The sequence below is a fragment of the Streptomyces altiplanensis genome (genome assembly GCF_053591575.1).
In genome coordinates this window covers 1-12,036 of the sequence record NZ_JBSFUB010000152.1, presented here as the reverse complement: position 1 = coordinate 12,036, position 12,036 = coordinate 1, and the positions used below count along the sequence as shown (strand labels likewise).

13 protein-coding genes and 1 pseudogene are annotated in these 12,036 nt (G+C 67.9%); 6 read left to right on the top strand and 8 right to left on the bottom strand.

The window, feature by feature from the left end; all coding sequences use genetic code 11:
* Positions 1–77, top strand: a pseudogene (locus ACWD0Y_RS34425) (transposase); the annotation flags it as partial.
* 152 nt (positions 78–229) lie between these two features.
* On the opposite strand, the gene ACWD0Y_RS34420 reads toward ACWD0Y_RS34425, so the two are convergent.
* The gene (locus ACWD0Y_RS34420) at positions 230–472 is read right to left on the bottom strand and encodes a hypothetical protein (RefSeq protein WP_450264199.1); all 243 of its coding nucleotides are present in this window, start codon (positions 470–472) and stop codon (positions 230–232) included.
* Between the two features lie 532 nt (positions 473–1,004).
* Between ACWD0Y_RS34420 and ACWD0Y_RS34415 the strand changes: the two genes are divergently transcribed.
* The 3 genes from ACWD0Y_RS34415 (at position 1,005) to uppS (ending at position 3,859) form a co-directional block, all read left to right on the top strand.
* On the top strand, positions 1,005–1,208 hold the full coding sequence (locus ACWD0Y_RS34415) for a cold-shock protein (RefSeq protein WP_107458844.1): 204 nt from the start codon (positions 1,005–1,007) through the stop codon (positions 1,206–1,208).
* A gap of 118 nt (positions 1,209–1,326) precedes the next feature.
* Complete coding sequence (locus ACWD0Y_RS34410) at positions 1,327–1,551, top strand: hypothetical protein (RefSeq protein WP_450264198.1); 225 nt, start codon at positions 1,327–1,329, stop codon at positions 1,549–1,551.
* 682 nt (positions 1,552–2,233) lie between these two features.
* Complete coding sequence (gene uppS / locus ACWD0Y_RS34405) at positions 2,234–3,859, top strand: polyprenyl diphosphate synthase (protein WP_450264197.1); 1,626 nt, start codon at positions 2,234–2,236, stop codon at positions 3,857–3,859.
* Between the two features lie 59 nt (positions 3,860–3,918).
* Here the strand turns inward: uppS and ACWD0Y_RS34400 are convergent, their stop codons facing one another.
* Positions 3,919–4,560 (bottom strand): hypothetical protein, encoded by a 642-nt coding sequence (locus ACWD0Y_RS34400; RefSeq protein WP_356837944.1) that lies wholly within the window; start codon positions 4,558–4,560, stop codon positions 3,919–3,921.
* Between the two features lie 756 nt (positions 4,561–5,316).
* On the opposite strand from ACWD0Y_RS34400, the gene ACWD0Y_RS34395 reads away from it, so the two are divergent.
* On the top strand, positions 5,317–6,549 hold the full coding sequence (locus ACWD0Y_RS34395; protein WP_450264196.1) for a replication-relaxation family protein: 1,233 nt from the start codon (positions 5,317–5,319) through the stop codon (positions 6,547–6,549).
* Between the two features lie 76 nt (positions 6,550–6,625).
* Here ACWD0Y_RS34395 and ACWD0Y_RS34390 read toward each other — a convergent pair whose 3' ends face one another.
* The 6 genes from ACWD0Y_RS34390 to ACWD0Y_RS34365 all read right to left on the bottom strand — a co-directional run bounded on the left by ACWD0Y_RS34390 (position 6,626) and on the right by ACWD0Y_RS34365 (position 11,525).
* The gene (locus tag ACWD0Y_RS34390; RefSeq protein ID WP_450264195.1) at positions 6,626–6,850 is read right to left on the bottom strand and encodes a hypothetical protein; all 225 of its coding nucleotides are present in this window, start codon (positions 6,848–6,850) and stop codon (positions 6,626–6,628) included.
* A gap of 80 nt (positions 6,851–6,930) precedes the next feature.
* Positions 6,931–7,509, bottom strand: a complete 579-nt coding sequence (locus tag ACWD0Y_RS34385) for a GNAT family N-acetyltransferase (RefSeq protein ID WP_450264194.1) — start codon at positions 7,507–7,509, stop codon at positions 6,931–6,933.
* Between the two features lie 74 nt (positions 7,510–7,583).
* Positions 7,584–8,522: a helix-turn-helix domain-containing protein gene (locus tag ACWD0Y_RS34380; RefSeq protein ID WP_450264193.1), complete on the bottom strand. Its 939-nt coding sequence runs from the start codon at positions 8,520–8,522 to the stop codon at positions 7,584–7,586.
* A 276-nt stretch (positions 8,523–8,798) separates the two neighbouring features.
* Positions 8,799–9,482 carry a maleylpyruvate isomerase family mycothiol-dependent enzyme gene (locus tag ACWD0Y_RS34375; protein WP_450264192.1) on the bottom strand — a complete coding sequence of 228 codons (684 nt, stop codon included), beginning with the start codon at positions 9,480–9,482 and terminating at the stop codon, positions 8,799–8,801.
* A 56-nt stretch (positions 9,483–9,538) separates the two neighbouring features.
* Positions 9,539–10,198 carry a PhzF family phenazine biosynthesis protein gene (locus ACWD0Y_RS34370; RefSeq protein ID WP_450264200.1) on the bottom strand — a complete coding sequence of 220 codons (660 nt, stop codon included), beginning with the start codon at positions 10,196–10,198 and terminating at the stop codon, positions 9,539–9,541.
* A gap of 424 nt (positions 10,199–10,622) precedes the next feature.
* Positions 10,623–11,525 carry a LysR family transcriptional regulator gene (locus ACWD0Y_RS34365; protein WP_450264191.1) on the bottom strand — a complete coding sequence of 301 codons (903 nt, stop codon included), beginning with the start codon at positions 11,523–11,525 and terminating at the stop codon, positions 10,623–10,625.
* 109 nt (positions 11,526–11,634) lie between these two features.
* Between ACWD0Y_RS34365 and ACWD0Y_RS34360 the strand changes: the two genes are divergently transcribed.
* Positions 11,635–12,036 (top strand): MFS transporter (locus ACWD0Y_RS34360; protein WP_450264190.1); only part of this gene is annotated, 402 nt, incomplete at its 3' end.

Genomic DNA, 12,036 nt, shown 5'->3' with positions numbered 1-12,036 from the left:
TTCAATACCGACCCGACACACTCGACGGATTCATAGCCGGCACCGGCCTCACCCTCGACGACCCAGCCACACCCTGACAAGCCGAAGTCAGTAAGGCGCACGGGGGCATGGCCAAGCACGCGCCGCGACCGACGTACTGGTCACGACGCGCTCATCCGCTCCGTCCGCGGTGCTGCACGTCGGAAGGCGGCGTGCAGCGCACCGGATGCCGCCTTCGCCCGCGAGCCGGTCAGTGGGACTCGTCGTAGGGATCGCGGCTGCCGGACTTGGCCAGCCCACGACTGATCATGTAGCCGACGGCCAGGATCACGATGTACCACCAGGCCTGGTCGGCGCGGAAGTAAGCGCGGCCCTCTTCGGTGCCCACGGCCATGGAAGCGATCAGTACCGCGACCACGGAGGCGAGGCAGATGAAGAATTTCGTCGCCTTCAGCGCCGACTTCGTCTCGGCCGACAGGCGACGGGGCGGCACGCGGCAGGGCCCACGCCCGCAGGGCCGGCCGGGTTCCCTATGGTCATGACGATGCATCCACCCGGTCCGTGTGAAGCCCCTCATGCACTCCACGAGGGCGGAAGCGCCGCGTCAAGATCAACGCTCCCAGCCCCCGACTACCTGAAACCAGCCACGTAAACGGAAGATAAAAGCGCGCCGAATACATCAACCGCCTGGATGCATCGGCCCGCCGGCCGGTGCACCCTGATGTGCCTGGGCAGCACGCCGATCGTCGTGCACCAACCGTCCCAGACGGGCATCCGACGCGTCACCGTGCACCGGCACGGACGGGACGAGATTCTCGGGCTCGCGCACTCCGATTACGACCTGATCCTGTTCCTTGAGGCCATGGGCCGCAGCTGGCTGGCGGGCCATGGCGAGGCAGCGGCGTGTCGCCCGTCGGATAAGCCGCCCGGAGCAGGGTAGGAGTGCTGTGGCTCCTGATCCACCAGGAGCCGGGGCACGCCCGATCCTGGGCTGCTCCGTGCATGAGCGAAGGATGAATTTCAGTATGGCCAGCGGCACGGTGAAGTGGTTCAACTCCGAGAAGGGCTTCGGATTCATCGCGCAGGACGGCGGGGGCCCGGACGTCTTCGCCCACTACTCCGAAATCCAGGGCAACGGGTACCGCGAGCTGACCGAGGGCGAGCACGTCACGTTCGATATCGGTCAGGGCCAAAAGGGCCCGCAGGCGCAGAACATCGTCCGCGGCTGAGCGGGCGGGAAAGAACGTAGAGTGAGGCGGCTGTCCGGTCAGGCAGCCGCCTCACTCATGCAGCCGGTCTGCACGACGGTGGTGGGTCGGCCCGGTCACTCGTGTGCTGCCTGGCACGATGCTGTTCATGCAGCCGCTGCCTGTTCTGTGCCCCGCCGGCCTGGTCCCGGACGCAACGGACGTCGACGCCTTCAACGCCGCCTATCGGCGCGCCAAACAGCAGCAAGCGTTCTTCGTTGCGGTCGAGCGCCAGGGCCCCCGGTGGACAGTGAAGGCCGACACGCTCACCGTCCGGGCCACACGGTCGACGACAGCGTGCACGACGCCGTCCGCAACGCGGTAATCCGACTGATCCGCTCCCGCCAGATCCGCCCGGACTCCTCCGCCGGGCCGGTGTACTTCGTGCTGTACGACGCCGACGCCGAGCCGCGGGCCCGCGAGCTGGCCGCTGCGTTGCACGCCGCCCTGTACGCGGACTTCGTCCCGCTGGCCCGCGCTGGGGCCCTGACCCCGGGAGCAGTGCGGGCAGCCGCGGATCGGTGTCGGCGAATCCGGCAGCCGCTTCGGTGTCGTCGGCCTCTATGGCCCGCAGGTAGCGGAAGGCGCTGAGTACCGCGTCCGGGGGCATCGAGGCGAGCGGCACGGTGGGGTTGTAGAACATGGACGGCTCCTCACGTACGGGCTGCCCCGCTGATCGCGGCGGCTTCAAGAGGAGCCTCTGGTGGCGGCCCTGTGGGCAGAGGGCGGTGCCCGGAAGGGAGAAGTCTCCCTCCCCGCCGGTGTGACGACGCAACGTGGTTGGCGAATCGGCACGCTTGTTGGCAAACGGCAGCCGATGTTGCTCCGCGTTGGTTCTCTTGACTGCCGTGTGAGCCCGTCAGCGCTTTGCTGCCCGGTACCGGCTGGTCGGCCGTGTCGTTACTGATGAGGGAGGCTTCCCGCCGGTGGGTCGGTGAGGAGGCGTTGTTGCCCGCGGCGCTGCCTGGGGGCGGGGGTGCTGTCGACGGTGTGGCTGAAGGGGAGGCATGATGATCGACGAGAGTCTGTCCGGTACGTCTGGGTTGCGTGAGTCCTACGACGTGTGTGAGGCGTTGACCAGGCAGTTTCATGCGCCGATGTGGCGGGCGACCGAACTGCTGCCTGCTTCTGTCCGCCCGCACATGCATGCTGTCAACGCCTTCGTTCTGCGGACCGACACCATCGCCGATAAGGGCGGAACCGCGGCAGAACGTGAGCGGCGGCTGGCCCGCTGGTACTCCGCCACCCGTGAGGGGCTGCGTTCTGGGGGCAGCGGGGATCCGGTACTGCGGGCATTCGTGGACACGGTGTGGCGGTGGGATCTCGACCGTGTGGTGATCGAGGAGCTGCTGAGCACTCTGGAGGCCGACTGTGTCAGTCCCCCTGTCTTCGAGACATTCCACGACCAGCGGCGGTATCTGAGGGGAGCAGGAGGCACGACCTTTGAGCTGTGGTCTCCGCTGCTGGGTATGAGGGATCCAGAGGTGTTGGCGCTGGCCTCTTTGCTGGGCGAGGCGGGTCAGGCGGTGGACAACTTCGAGGACATGCCGCAGGACCTCGCGGCCGACCGGTGCTACCTGCCGCGCGCCGATCTGCGGACACTGGGACTGGAGGTGCGTGATCTCCAATGCGGTGAACGTCCCGGCGCGCTGGCGGAATTGGTGCGCACGCAACTCGGACGCTGGAATGCGCTGCTGGAGCAGGTGGCACCTGTGACGGGAATGGTGGAGCGCGAGTACCAGCCCTTCCTGCACGTGCTGGTGCTGGGAGTCCATCTGCAGTTCGACGAGACCGCACTGCGCCAGGAGCGGGTCTTCACCCAAGGTCTTGAACCGCTGGTGTCCGCCGACGGGGCCTTTCGCCGCCCGGTGTGGCCGCATGTGGAGGCGGTGCCGGAGCACGTCGCGGTCATCATGGACGGCAACCGGCGATGGGCCATGGGGCAGGGGCAGCCGGTCTTCCGGGGACATCAGGCGGGCCAGTGGTCCGTAGCGCGGCTGGGCAACGCCGCGCTACGGCTGGGGGTGAGGCATCTGACCCTCTATGCGTTCTCCACGGAGAACTGGGCCCGTTCTCAGGAGGAACTCGACGCATTGTTCGAGATCATGGGCGAGGCGCTTGCCCGGGGGGCCGAGTGGCTGCACGACCTGGGGGTGCGGGTGCGCTGGTGCGGACGACGTGACCGCATCGACCCGTCGCTGGCCTCCGAGCTGACGCTGCTGGAAAGCATGACATCGAACAACGAGACGCTGACGCTGACCGTCTGCGTCGACTACGGCGGACGCGAAGAACTGGTCGAGGCCGCCCGCGCACTGGCCGCCGAAGCGGCCTGCGGGGCGATCCGGCCCGAGGACATCGGCCCCGCCGACCTGGAGCGGAACATGTACGCACCCGGCCTCCCGGACGTCGATCTGCTGATCCGTACCTCCGGCGAGCAGCGGATCAGTAACTTCCTGCCCTGGCATCTGGCCTATGCCGAGATGGTCTTCGACTCGACCCCGTGGCCCAGTTTCGGCATGGAACAGCTACGGGAGGCGTTCACTGTCTATGCCGGGCGCCAGCGCCGCTTCGGCGGCACTCTTCCCGCACCCGCCCGGCCAGCAGAGCCGGCCCCTTCAACAGAACCGGCGTAACCCCCTCCTGAGCCCGGCCCCGGCCCCGGCCCCGAGCCCAGCCCAGGGCCGGGCTCACCTCACGGCTTGGGCGGGGTGTAGGTGCCGGCTACGGTCACATAACCCAGCACCGTGTCATCGCTGAATGGGGACGCGCCGAACGTCGCGGTATACGCCTCGAGCATCTCGGGGGTGGCGTACAGCGGCACCTCACTGAGCCGGACTTTCAGAGGCTTGCCCACCGGAACCTTGTCGGTGGACAGTTTCCCCTTGCCCACACCGCACCGCAGGGCCGAGGGATGCTCGACAGTGAGGCCGTTGACCTGGCACTTTCCCGACGCCAGTTCGTCCTTTAGGACGCTCTCCAGGCCAGTGAGCCGAACGTTGCCCAGCGGTGTGCGCACCGACACTCCCCCCTCCAGAGCACCGCTGCCCTTGGCTTTCGGCAGCTTCGTCAGGGAAGGGTCACCCTTGCCGGAACGCACGGGGAACCGCACCGCCGGACCACCAGCAGACTTGACCATCTCAGCCGGGGCCACGGCCTCGACCACCGCACCCAGCCGGTCCAACTCGGCCTGGACCGCCTCGGACCACCGGACCTCAACCCAGCCGTCGGAGACCGTGCCGTACTTCTCATCCGCCGCGGACGCCGTCCCCGCGAACTGCGCCAGCAAAGGAGCAGCCAGAGCTGCACCCAGAACATTCCGTCGTGTCGCACTCATCGATGCACACCATCCTCTCCCGGGCCGCAAAGCGCGGCCCGAAAGAATCCTTCTGGCACCTTGCTGCCTGGTCTGCGAGCAGCCCACAAACCACTCGAAAGGACGCAAGAACCAGCCGGCCGGTGACGCGACACCTCACACATCAAGGGCCCCACGGCCCAGCACGACCACCGCCCGTGATCACAACTTGCCAACTAACGTGCGTCACCCTCGCCAACTACCAAGCGTCACAACTTCCTGACCAGCTCCGGACCACGTCACCCCTTGCCAACAAGCCTGCGGCGTCACACCGACACTCGCGGCACCCCCTTGTCCACCTCCGCTACCTGCGATATTCAGCCCAAAACAGTGCGGCGCCCGGGGAGGAATCGGACACCCTTCGTCGTTGATCGCCAGACGGCGGTCAAGGGGTCATTTCCGACGGTGGCTCCGGCCCGCGCGCACATCCGCGTGCGGGCCAAACGCCCACTGTCCCGGCCAGCCGGCCGGAGGAAGCGAGGACACCATGCCCGCCGACATCACGCCCCACTCCGCCCACGAACCGCACGCCATCGACGACCAGACGCTCGGCGAGAACCTGGACCAGGCCCCGCAGGCCCCCTCCACGGGCCCCTCCATCGCCCCCTCCACGGCCACTTCGCCCGCCAGGCGCGTATCAGCAGGTCAGCCCGGCAGAACAGGCCCCGCGACAGGTTCGACAGCCCTTCTAAGTCTTCGAAGCAGACATGGAAGCCAACCCACACCAGGAAGAAGGAAGTGCTGAAGGCTCTCGGGATCTTCCAGAGGGCTACCGCGGAACACCTGTGGCGGATGCTGCGCCCCACCGATCGGCACGACCGGATTACGAGGGACACCCTCAACGCCCTCAAGAACGACGGAAAGGCCCGGGTGGAGACGCGGCTGGAGTCGAACCACCAGCTGTGGGTGCTCACCGAGCGCGGACACAAGGAAGCCAAGCAGCTGCTGCCGAAGAACGTACGGGTCTCCGCGCTGCGCAAACTCGAGTACGACGAAGACGGCGAGCCGGTCACCGGCGAAGGCTTCGACGAACACGCCGCCGCCGTGACGATGACCGCCGCGGTCCTCACCGGGGCCGGCTTCGGCACACCGCTGTCCTGGCAGACCGAGATCGGCCACAAGGTGCCCTACGGCTACACCCAGTACGCCGACCTGACGATGCGCGCCACGGACGTCGGTGTGCCCGCGATGCTCCTGGAGATCGACAGGGTCAATGAGCCCGTCGACGTCCTGGTGGACAAGGTGCGCCGTTACACCGAGTGGTTCGAGTTCCTGGCGCCGAAGGCCGACAAGGACCGCGAGAGGGCGGCCCGCTCCTACGGGGGAGCGAAGGTGCACGACTTCAGGCTGTGGTCGCGGATCTGTCCGGCGACCGGGCACGAGGGCTACGTGCCGGTGGCGTTCGTGTTCACCGGCCGGACGAAGGCGCAGCGCGCCAGCCGGATCCGGCGCCTGGAGCAGGCCGCCCGCCGCTACTTCGCCGGGCAGCCGTACCCGGGCCGGTCGTCGGGCATCACGGCCGTCGACTACCACCAGGCGGTGCCGGTGCTCGTCACCGAGCTGGAGCGGATCACCGCCGACCCTAACGGGGCCGCTGGCGCGGTGTGGCGCAGGCTCGGGTGGGATGAGGATCAGTGGCAGACGCTGGAGCAGGCCCTGGGCAACCCCGACGGCGACCGGCTGTACGCGGTCCAGCGGAAGGAGGCTCGTCGCCGGCAGGCGGAGCGCGAGGCGAAGCGGCCGGTGTGCACCCGCTGCGGAGCGAAGCTCACCGACGATCGCTGGCAGTCGATCCGGCAGTCCTCGTGGCGCAGCGAGAAAGACGACCTGTGCGGGCCGTGCGTGAAGCAAGCGGCCGACCGCGCCAAGGCCGAACGTGTCGCGCGCCGCCAGGCCGAAGAGGCTGCCGCGCGGGAGGCGGCCGAAGCGGAGGCGAAGAAGAACCGCGGCCTGTTCGGACGTCGCCGGTAACCACCAAGGCCCGGGGGTGGCCTCACCGGTGAGGCCACCCCCGCCGCTACGCCCTGACGCCCGCCGGCGCCGTCGGCTACGGCCTGCCTTCGGTCAGCTGGGCGGCGGTGTTCTCGATCCGCAGCAGTGTCCACTCGACTCCGGCTCGCCACCTGGATTCCGCGCTGTCGTAGTGGCCTTCGGCGTCGGCTCGGATGTTGGCGGCCAGGGCACGCAGGTCCTTCTGCAGTCCTTGCCGCTCGGCCGTGTCCATGGCCTGGATCGTTTCGTCAGTGATGTCGCCGGGTCGCAGTGCGCTCATCGCCTCACCTTGGACGACCGCCCCCGCCTGTGGTCATACCGCGAGGTCACCCGGCTCGATGCCGAACGGCGGACCTCTGGTCAGCCGGTGATCTCGGCAGCTGCGCGCCGTATGTGCAGATGACCATCGAGAGGGTAGGAGGGGGGAGCCGACGGCAGGATCCTGTCGAACTGGTAGCCGTTCTTCTCGGCGACGCGGCAGGAGGCCAGGTTGTCGACCTGATGGAGGAGTTCGAGGCACTCCAGACCATCTGCTCGGAAAGCATCGAAGGACCAGGCGGTGAGAGTATTCAGGGCTCGTGAGGCTACGCCTCGCCCGCGAGCCCGTGCTGCCGTCCAGTAACCGACCTCGGCGGAAGGCTTTCCGGATGCGACTTCCTTGATTGCCACGTTGCCCACCAGTCGCGGCGGCGCCGCGACAAGGGCCGTTTCATGGACTGCGAAGGCGAACCGGTCGCCTGCCGCCCAACCCTGCTCCTGAGCCCGCACCCATCTCAGTCCGTCGTCCTCACTCTCCATACGAGAGTTCGTCCAACGCCGCAGCTGGGGGTCCCGGTACACCTCAACCAGCGCAGCAACGTCTTCCGTGCACCAGGGGCGAAGGACAACAGCGGGAGCGGTCGCCGTCGCGGCGGATGTGAGTATGACGGGAGTGTTCACTGCCGGATCGTATGCGGCATGGCCTTGATCTGACCTCGGCGACAGCTGGTTCATGCTGCCCCGCGGCCGCCCCATCATCCCTGTATCCGAGGCTGCAGAGCATGGATGGCCCAGTCGAGCACCGGCCGCAGGCTGTCCGGCCCCGGCCAGCCGTTGATCACCGCAAGCAGTGAGAGGTATCGCTCTCTGCGAGGGTCGTTCATGCGTTCCAGCCGGACCAGGAGCTGCCTGCGCGACGTGGCATCGTCACAGCAGTCGAGGAGATGTGCGCAGCGGGTCATGAGGACCGCGACAATCGGATCGGCCTGAAGCGAGGCTGGTTCTACACCCGCTGCCACGGCCGGAGCGATCTGGTCACGGACGACAGCAGCCAAGTCTCTGTGCAGCGCGGGTGGACCACCCTGGATGTGCCCGGCCGTCTGCTCCTCGGCCATATGCCGCACGAGGGCGCGAAAGTCAGGGTCCTGGGACAGCTCGGCCAGTTCCACCCACGCCTGGACCTGCTCCGTATCGGGGTTGTCCGGCAGTTCCGGAGTCATCGAGCGCATGCCTCCCGCAAACATGGAGCCGGTGCCCACACCACCGAAGGCGGCGTCGAGGAAGTCATCGACCAGTTGTTGGCGTTCGACTTCAGAAAGCTTGGCCAGTCTGTGCATCAGCTGTGTCTCCTCAGGGGTAGCCTTACGCTCCGCCACGGCGGTCAGCACTGCACGCCGCAGCCGCAGGATTCGGATCTGCACGTCCAACGCGTCGGCATGTGCTGCGGCAACCTCCGACAGCGCGAGTTCCCGATCCATGACCTTCCGGATGGCCGCAAGGTCCAGTCCCAGGTCGCGCAGGGTTCGCACGAAATCCAGGCGTGCGACGGCACCGTTGTCGTAAAGGCGATAGCCGGCCGGGCTGCGGTCAGCGGGCGGTATGAGTCCGCAGTCGGAATAGAACCGGATGGTCTTCACCGTGGTACCAGTCCGCCGGGCCAGCTGGCCGATCGAGTAGAGCGTGTGGCCGTTCATGTCCCCACCTTCAGGTCTCCCCCTGCTGGAGACTCAAGCTCGTGAGCTCGCGAGGAAGGCTCTGCGGAACCTGGGCGGGCCTGTGGAGTGATCTGCAGAAAACGATGACGCCCTCAAGTGATCAACGCATCGCCCGCAGATGATCATGTGATCGTGGAGGTACAGGTGCGTGACTACGGGTTCTCGTCGGCTCGGCAGGACGAGGTTTGTTGAACGTCGGCAGCAATCGTTCCGAGCTCTGCCGAAAGATGATCTTGTTGCAGCGGAGCGCAGGTGTCAGCCCAGGGTGAGCCATCGGAGGCCGAGCTGTTCGATCTGCGCGGTCTCTGATTCGTCCAACGGCTCGCGACCGGTAACTTTGCGCAGGAAATGCGGCTGGCTCCAACCCAATGTGTCGGCGGCCGCCATCTGCTCAGCGCCGAGAAGCAGCTCCAGCACGGCGTCACCGGCTGACGAGGTGAGCCAGGGTTCGCATCCGAGTGCGTCAGCCAGGTCGAGGCCGTGGACGGCGACTTCGACGACTCGGGTGAGCAGGAACTCCGACAGGAGCATGGCGTCACCATGGCGTGTCCACACGGTACGGCTGGCCGGCTGGACCCGGCACAGCTGGTCGACCCGCCGCCAGGACGCGGTGAAATCCTCGGCGAAGGCGGCACCATCGGCCGGCTCTGCTGCCCTGTCCTGAGCCAGAGCGATCCGGGCATGGTTGGTCTGGGGTGCAAAGCGGTCGTCCGGACGGTAGTAATCCGCAGCGGAAATCCTGGCCCTAGCCGGGGCCGGTGCGTCCAGCATGCCCGGAAGCCAGTCGATCACGACGCACACGTGCCCGAGTAGGTCGCGTACGGTCCAGGGGGCGCAGCGTGTCGGAAGGCTCCACTCAGCTTCGGACAGTCCTGACACAGCATCAGTGAGCGCCCCGGATTCCCGACGAAACGCTTCGAGCACACGGTCTTGATTCATGCCGGTGACGCTACCGGCCGGGCGCAATCAGGCACCCGGTTGGCATGACCTGGAGCTCAGCACGCGAGATTCTCTACTGCGCAGACGCGTCCGCCGATAAGGGTCATCCCGTCAGAGCCGGGGGCCGCCATGATCTGCGACCCGCTGCCCTGGGTGACCGCAACAGCCCGCCCCAACCGGTCGGCGAGCAGGAGCGCTGCCGCTCCGGTGGCTTCGTCCTCGTCGATGCCGTCGCCACGGCCCGGGAATCCCCGGGCCCGGACTCGGCCGGCAATCTCGTCCTGCCAGGCCCAGGCGTACACCCACTCTCCCGGTTCCGGCACCGTCAGCGTATCGACCTCCTGCGTGCTGCCGTACTGCTGCAGCGTGCGCGGCGGCACCCACTCTGCTCGCGCACTGATCCACGTGAAGCCGTCGGCACGGCGGACAGGGATGTTCCCCACAGGAAGCTCCAGCCTGTCCAGACCGAGGAGCCAGGCCACGCCGACGAGCGGGTACCCGGCAAACGGGAGCCGCACCCCTGGCGTATAGATGTCCACGATGCCCCGGTGGGCGTCGTCGATGAATACCGTTTCGCTAAGCCCCAGTTCCCGGGCCAGGACCTGTCTGGACTCCTCGTCGGGGAAGGCGCGGCCGTCGCGCACTACGCCCAGGACATTGCCGTGGTTGCCGTTCGTGTCGCAGAAGACGCGAAGAAAGAGGATCTCAGGTGTCATCCGGGCATTCAAGCAGGTCACCAGGCCATTGGCCCTCGCCTCCTGGCTCACGGAGCCGGGCAGCTCTGTCATGGCCGCCTCGGCCGCGCCAGCGGCGCGGCACCAGCGCTTACCGCGGTCAGGTAGCGGCGTCCTGGCCGAGGTGGCCGAATCCGGCACCCAAGTAGTGCGATGTGCCGGGTTCGTGTCAGTCAGAGCCGAAGGGGAGAACCTTGTTCCCGCTGGTCGTCGGCCCGTGGCTGGGGCTTGCCACTGACGTGGCGGTGGTACTCCCCGGTCTCGCGGCTGTCATGGGGCGGTACATCGCCAGATGGCTCACTGCCACGAAGAGGGCACATTGCAACGGGAGACCGGAAGATAAAGAACAAGCTGAGGGGTGCTGGATGGAGATCGGGCTTCGGGAATGACGGCAAGGGTTTCGCGGTCAGGCCGCCGGCCCGGCGGTCTCGGTGACCGTCAGCGCGAAGGCCTCCGCCTGCGCGGAGGGCCGGGTGCGGTGGCGGATGAGGCCCAGTTCGGAGTCGGGCAGGCCCTGCACCGGGACGAAGGTGAGGGAGTCGCGGCGCCCGTGGTAGTCGGCTGTGGACCGGCACAGCAGCATGGTGCCGCGGTTGGCCGCCGTCAGACTCAGCCCTTCCTGGAGCGTGTTGACGCTGGGCCCGGCCGGCACGGGGAGGCCGTCCGGGGTCAGGCTGGGGGCCTGGGCCCGCCGCCAGTACTCGGGGGCGCCGCCGTCGATACCGATGAGCCGGCAGGTGGCGAGTTCCTCGGCGGAGAGCGATTCCCGGGCGGCGAAGGGGTGGCGGACGGACACGGCGAGGGTCTGCGGCTGCCGGGAGAAGACCGGGCCGAGGACGAGGTCGTCCTCGGCGACCGGCAGCAGGATCACCGCGCAGTCCACCTCCTGGCGGCGCAGCGGCCCGAAGGGGTCGGAGAGCGGGATCTCGACGATGTCGATCGCGCAGTCGGGATACCGGTCCCCGAACAGGGCGATAGCCCGGCTGAGGTAGTCGTCGACGGTGCCCTGGAAGCCGATGCGCAGCTCCCCGCCCATGCCCCGTGCGGCGGCCCGGGCCTCGTCGACCGTGGAGCGCAGGGCATCGTACGCGGGGCGCAGGTCTGCGAGGAAGCTCTCGCCGAGCGGGGTCAGGCGCACTCGGCGGCTGGTGCGTTCGACGAGCGGGGCGCCGATACGGCTCTCCAGAGAGCGCAGCAGCTGGCTGACCCGGCTCTGGGACACATACAGCCGCTCGCCCGCCCGTCCGAAGTGCAGCTCTTGGGCGAGCACGAGGAACGTCTCCAACTCGCGTATCTCGACACCGCTCATGGTTTCCCTTCTGCACTGCCGCTCCGCGCGGCCGATCGAGTAGTCCCGCTTATCGAAGGATGAGGGATCGGCCGTTGTTCCCGCAGGCCGGGGCGGGTTGGCTGGTCGCATGGCACAGACTGAGGAAAACGCAGGCACCACCGCGGTGCCTGAGCGATCCGCGACCCGCGGTTGGCTGGGCGTCGCGGCGGTCGCGAGCGCGACGTTCACGGTGGTGACGTCCGAGATGCTGCCCGTGGGCCTGCTGACGCCCATCGGGGACGCGCTGAAGGTGACCGAGGGCACCGCCGGACTGACCCTGACCATCACCGGCCTGGTCGGAGCGGTGTCGGCGCCGCTGCTGACACCGCTGCTGGGGCGGTTCGGCCGGCGGACGGTGATGTGCGTGCTGATGGCGGTCCTGACGGTGGGTAACTTGCTCGCGGCATGGTCGCCGGACTTCGCTGTGATGGTGGCCGCCCGCGTGCTGGTCGGCATCGGCATGGGCGGCGTCTGGGCGATCGCGGCGGGT

What these genes read in the sequence shown, in the direction of transcription:
- ACWD0Y_RS34365 (WP_450264191.1), bottom strand. Translation starts at nt 11,525, where the DNA reads ATGAGCGGTGTCGAGATACGCGAGTTGGAGACGTTCCTCGTGCTCGCC.
- uppS (WP_450264197.1), top strand. Translation starts at nt 2,234, where the DNA reads ATGATGATCGACGAGAGTCTGTCCGGTACGTCTGGGTTGCGTGAGTCC.
- ACWD0Y_RS34370 (WP_450264200.1), bottom strand. Translation starts at nt 10,198, where the DNA reads ATGACACCTGAGATCCTCTTTCTTCGCGTCTTCTGCGACACGAACGGC.
- ACWD0Y_RS34400 (WP_356837944.1), bottom strand. Translation starts at nt 4,560, where the DNA reads ATGAGTGCGACACGACGGAATGTTCTGGGTGCAGCTCTGGCTGCTCCT.
- ACWD0Y_RS34375 (WP_450264192.1), bottom strand. Translation starts at nt 9,482, where the DNA reads ATGAATCAAGACCGTGTGCTCGAAGCGTTTCGTCGGGAATCCGGGGCG.
- ACWD0Y_RS34380 (WP_450264193.1), bottom strand. Translation starts at nt 8,522, where the DNA reads ATGAACGGCCACACGCTCTACTCGATCGGCCAGCTGGCCCGGCGGACT.
- ACWD0Y_RS34415 (WP_107458844.1), top strand. Translation starts at nt 1,005, where the DNA reads ATGGCCAGCGGCACGGTGAAGTGGTTCAACTCCGAGAAGGGCTTCGGA.
- ACWD0Y_RS34390 (WP_450264195.1), bottom strand. Translation starts at nt 6,850, where the DNA reads ATGAGCGCACTGCGACCCGGCGACATCACTGACGAAACGATCCAGGCC.
- ACWD0Y_RS34410 (WP_450264198.1), top strand. Translation starts at nt 1,327, where the DNA reads ATGCTGTTCATGCAGCCGCTGCCTGTTCTGTGCCCCGCCGGCCTGGTC.